We start from the raw sequence: 336 nt of genomic DNA on the forward strand, positions 1-336 counted from the left end.
TTTGCACAGGCCGTCTGAAAACTTCCTTAAAAACTAGTGATAAATGTAATCAAACCCAAAATAATGCCTGGGGCGTTTGCCAGTATGATGGGGTAGTCGCGTTTTTCTTTCAAAAAGCCGTAGGCAAACCATAATGTGCAGTTGATGGCGGCGACGAGGGGTTGCAACGGCGAGCCGGGGTTGCCGGCAAGGTTGTTTTGGATTTGCGGGATATAAGAAACGTACATACCGACGCCGGCCAGGGTGGCGGTGACGGAAAGAATGTGCATTTGTTTTTCAGTCATTGGTTTTCCTTTCTGATTAGACGATTGGGTTTTCAGGCTGTACAGATGTTGA

1 protein-coding gene is annotated in these 336 nt (G+C 47.3%); it reads right to left on the bottom strand.

All coding sequences use genetic code 11. The features are described from left to right. Nucleotides 1-26: 26 nt before the first annotated feature. A complete protein-coding gene (locus HMPREF2551_RS09570) occupies nt 27-284 on the bottom strand; it encodes a SemiSWEET family transporter (protein ID WP_049225703.1) in 258 nt (85 codons plus the stop codon). Nucleotides 285-336 lie beyond the last annotated feature (52 nt).

The sequence above is a fragment of the Neisseria sp. HMSC066H01 genome (genome assembly GCF_001837375.1).
In the GTDB taxonomy this organism is placed as follows: Bacteria; Pseudomonadota; Gammaproteobacteria; order Burkholderiales; family Neisseriaceae; genus Neisseria.

Bases quoted from the DNA above. Each gene is read 5' to 3' on its own strand.
- HMPREF2551_RS09570 (WP_049225703.1), bottom strand. From the start codon at position 284: ATGACTGAAAAACAAATGCACATTCTTTCCGTCACCGCCACCCTGGCC.